The organism is Achromobacter sp. DMS1 (assembly GCF_001270295.1).
In genome coordinates this window covers 1-3,795 of record NZ_LHSJ01000344.1, presented here as the reverse complement: position 1 = coordinate 3,795, position 3,795 = coordinate 1, and the positions used below count along the sequence as shown (strand labels likewise).

At 68.2% G+C, this 3,795-nt stretch carries 3 protein-coding genes and 1 pseudogene; 2 read left to right on the top strand and 2 right to left on the bottom strand.

Annotation, left to right across the window (positions count from 1 at the left end; all coding sequences use genetic code 11):
- Together AD428_RS23910 and apbC are read right to left on the bottom strand one after the other, a co-directional pair.
- Positions 1 to 810 (bottom strand): autotransporter assembly complex protein TamA (locus tag AD428_RS23910; protein ID WP_304438968.1); only part of this gene is annotated, 810 nt, incomplete at its 3' end.
- A gap of 3 nt (positions 811 to 813) precedes the next feature.
- Positions 814 to 1,904 (bottom strand): annotated as a pseudogene (gene apbC / locus AD428_RS23905) (iron-sulfur cluster carrier protein ApbC).
- A gap of 101 nt (positions 1,905 to 2,005) precedes the next feature.
- Between apbC and AD428_RS23900 the strand changes: the two are divergent.
- Positions 2,006 to 2,278 (top strand): hypothetical protein, encoded by a 273-nt coding sequence (locus AD428_RS23900; protein ID WP_053246808.1) that lies wholly within the window; start codon positions 2,006 to 2,008, stop codon positions 2,276 to 2,278.
- 190 nt (positions 2,279 to 2,468) lie between these two features.
- On the top strand, positions 2,469 to 3,795 hold a 1,327-nt coding region (gene metG, locus AD428_RS23895; protein WP_152968214.1), incomplete at its 3' end, for a methionine--tRNA ligase.

Below are 3,795 nucleotides of genomic sequence, written 5' to 3'. Positions count from 1 at the left end.
CCGGGCCCGGTCGGACGCAGGCAGGGGCTGCTGGACGGCGTTGGCGGGCTGCTCGAGCGAAACGAATGCGCCGCGGAAAAAGGCGGTGGATTGCAGATCCTGCTGCCACTGGTCGAGCTTATCCTGCTCATAGGCCGAGCCGGGCGTGTAGCGCACGTAGCGCCGGATCAGCTTTTCCGGCACGCGCTTCAGGCCGTCGGTCTTGAGCTCGCCCATGTGCACCAGCGGGCCGCTGTCGATGGCCACGCGCAGGGCCGCGGTGGCATCCTCGGCCTGGACCTGGGCCGAGGACGAGGTCATGCGCGCCAGCAGGAAATCGCGCGACGACACGTCGTCCAGCAGCGTGGACTTGGCCTTGTTCCACTCGCTGTTGATGAAGGGCTGCCCCGGCTTGAGCAGCCAGTTCTCGCGCAGCTTGCCCACCCGCTCGGCGTACTCGGGACGCGCGATGCGGCCGGTGAAGACGAGCTCGACCGAGCTGACCATGGTGCGCTTGCCCGGCACGATGCCGATGTCCCAGGTTTCGCCGCCGATGTCGGTGCCGCTCTCGAGCGTCACCGTGGGCGAGAAATACCCTTGCGTGGCCAGCGCGGCCAGCGTGGCGTCGCGCGCGCGGCGCCGCAGGCGGTTGATTTCGCCGCCGTCCTGGTCTTCCGCGAGGCGGGCGATGGCGTCAACCGCCTCGGTGATTGACTGCAGCGCGGCCGGCGGCACGCCGCCGGGGTCGACCACGATCTCGGGGCGCTTGGCCCAGGCTTCTCCCGAAAGCACGCACACTCCGGCCAACAAGGCCCCGGCCGCCCACCGCATGCGTCAGGACGGCTGCTGCACGACGATGGACGGGAACTTGCCGGCCATGTCGCGGGGAAGCGCGGCGACGCCGGCGGCCAGCTTGCGGGCGATGCCGCGGTAAAGGGCGGCCGCCTCGCTGCCGGGGTCGGAAGCCACGGTGGGCCGGCCGGCATCCGTCTGCTCGCGGATGGCCAGCGTCAGCGGCAGGCTGCCCAGCCACGGCGCGTGATACTGCTCGGCCATGCGCCGTCCGCCGCCCTCGCCGAAAATGTGCTCGGCATGCCCGCACTGCGAGCAGATGTGGATGGCCATGTTCTCGACCACGCCGAGAATGGGCACTTCCACCTTCTGGAACATGCGCAGGCCCTTGCGGGCGTCCAGCAGCGCCACGTCTTGAGGCGTGGTGACGATGACCGCGCCCACCACGGGCACCTTCTGCGCCAGCGTGAGGGCCACGTCGCCAGTGCCGGGCGGCATGTCCACGATGAGGTAGTCCAGGTCGCGCCAGTTGGTCTGGCGCAGCAGCTGCTCCAGCGCCTGCGTGACCATGGGGCCGCGCCAGATGGCGGGCGCGTCGGCGTCGATCAGGAAACCGATGGAATTGGCCTGCAGCCCGTGTCCGGTCAGCGGCTCCATGCTTTTGTTGTCGAGGCTTTCGGCCGGCCCGAAATGCCCAGCATGGTGGGCACGCTGGGGCCGTAGATGTCGGCGTCGAGCACGCCCACGGACGCGCCCTGGGCAGCCAGCGCCAGCGCCAGGTTGACCGCCGTGGTGCTCTTGCCCACGCCGCCCTTGCCCGAGGCCACTGCAATGATGTTGCGCACGTTGGGCAGCGGCTTCAGGCCCTTTTGCACCGCGTGGGCCGCCACCTTCCAGCGCACGGCGACCTGCGCGCCCGGCACGCCCGCGGCATCCAGCGCGGCAACCGCCGCCTCGCGCACGCGCTCGCAGTCCTGAGCGCTGGCCGGATAGCCGAGTTCCAGCGCCAGCGATACGCGCGCGCCCTCCACCTGGATGTCACGATCTTTTACAGACGCGGCCAGGTCCAGACCGGTTTCGGTGTCGCGCGCGGCGCGCAGCGCGGCGCGGATGGTTTCTATCGTTATACTCATGTCAACAAGGTTCCGTAGGCAGCGCGGCTTTTGCGTGCCGGTATGCCCTAAAGGATAGCGGATACGCGGGAACCTTTCGCTGCGTTTTGCATCCCACCTCCATGACCGATACTCTCTTTCGCTTCTTCCGTGCCGTCGCATTCGCCGTCCTGGGCCTGATCGGCATGGCCATGGCGCTGGTCTTCATGCTGTCCACGGCCATCGCCGTGGCGATCCTCTACGTGGTCGCCAAGGTGCGCGGCAAGCCGTTCGGCGTGCGCGCCTACTGGAGCCAGCGCCAGGGCGCCCGCTCCGGGCCGTTCCAGGCGGCTTCCGCCCCGTTCACGCCGCCCCGCGGCGACGTGATCGACGTCGAGGCGCGCGAAGTCCGCTGAGCGCCGCACCGCCGCGGCCAGTCCGCGGCTTGCGCCAGCCGCCTTCCCCATCCGCCAGGCCGGCCGCGTTCGCGCGCGCCGGCCTCGTTGCTTTCCGGCCCCGGGTTTCCCCGGGCGCGGGCGCGGCGCCGGTTGGCGCCATGCCCTAAAATGGCCGGCTCCCCCCCTTTTCAACCCTCAGACGGCAACCATGTCCCGTACCCTTTTCGTCACCACCGCCCTGCCCTACGCCAACGGATCTTTCCACATCGGCCACATCATGGAGTACATCCAGGCCGATATCTGGGTTCGTTCGATGCGAATGGCCGGGCACACGGTGCATTTCGTGGGTGCGGACGATGCGCATGGCGCGCCCATCATGCTGAAGGCCGAAAAAGAAGGCATCACGCCGCAGGCGCTGGTCGCCCGCTACGCGGCCGAGCGCCCGCAGTACCTCGACGGCTTTCACATCCGCTTCGACCACTGGCACTCGACCGACTCGGCCGAGAACGTGGCGCTGTCGCAGGACATCTACCGCGCCCTCAAGGCGCAGGGCCTGATCGAAACGCGCTCCATCGAGCAGTTCTACGACCCGGTCAAGGGCATGTTCCTGGCCGACCGCTACATCAAGGGCGAATGCCCCAAGTGCCACGCCAAGGACCAGTACGGCGATTCCTGCGAGGTCTGCGGCGCGGTCTATGCCCCCACCGATCTCATCAACCCATATTCGGCGCTCACGGGCGCCACGCCGGTGCTGAAGTCCTCCGACCACTTCTTCTTCAAGCTGTCCGACCCGCGCTGCGTGGAGTTCCTGCAGCAATGGACGGCGGGCTCCAACCGGGCCGGCGTGAAGCATCTGCAGTCCGAAGTGCTGGCCAAGACCCGCGAGTGGCTGGGCGCCGACGACGGGCAGGCCAAGCTGGGCGACTGGGACATCTCCCGCGACGCGCCCTATTTCGGCATCGAGATTCCCGATGCGCCCGGCAAGTACTTCTATGTGTGGCTGGACGCGCCCGTGGGCTACCTGGCTTCGCTGAAGGCGTACTGCGCCAGGCAGGGCATCGACTTCGACACCCTGCTCGACCCGCGGGGCGACACCGAGCAGGTGCACTTCATCGGCAAGGACATCATCTACTTCCATGCCCTGTTCTGGCCCGCCATGCTCAAGTTCGCCGGCCGCAAGACGCCCGACCAGCTCAACGTGCACGGCTTCATCACCGTCAGCGGCGAGAAGATGTCCAAGAGCCGCGGCACCGGCATCTCGCCGCTGCGCTACCTGGAGCTCGGCATGAACGCCGAATGGCTGCGCTACTACATGGCCGCCAAGCTGAACTCGCGCGTCGAAGACCTGGACTTCAACCCCGAGGACTTCATCGCCCGCGTCAACAGCGACCTGATCGGCAAGTACGTCAACATCGCCAGCCGCGCCGCCAGCTTCATCACCAAGCACTTCGACGGCCAGCTCGCCTATAGCGGCGACACCCAGGCCCTGGCGGCCGAATACGCGCAGCAGGCCGAGTCCATCCGCGCCGCCTTCG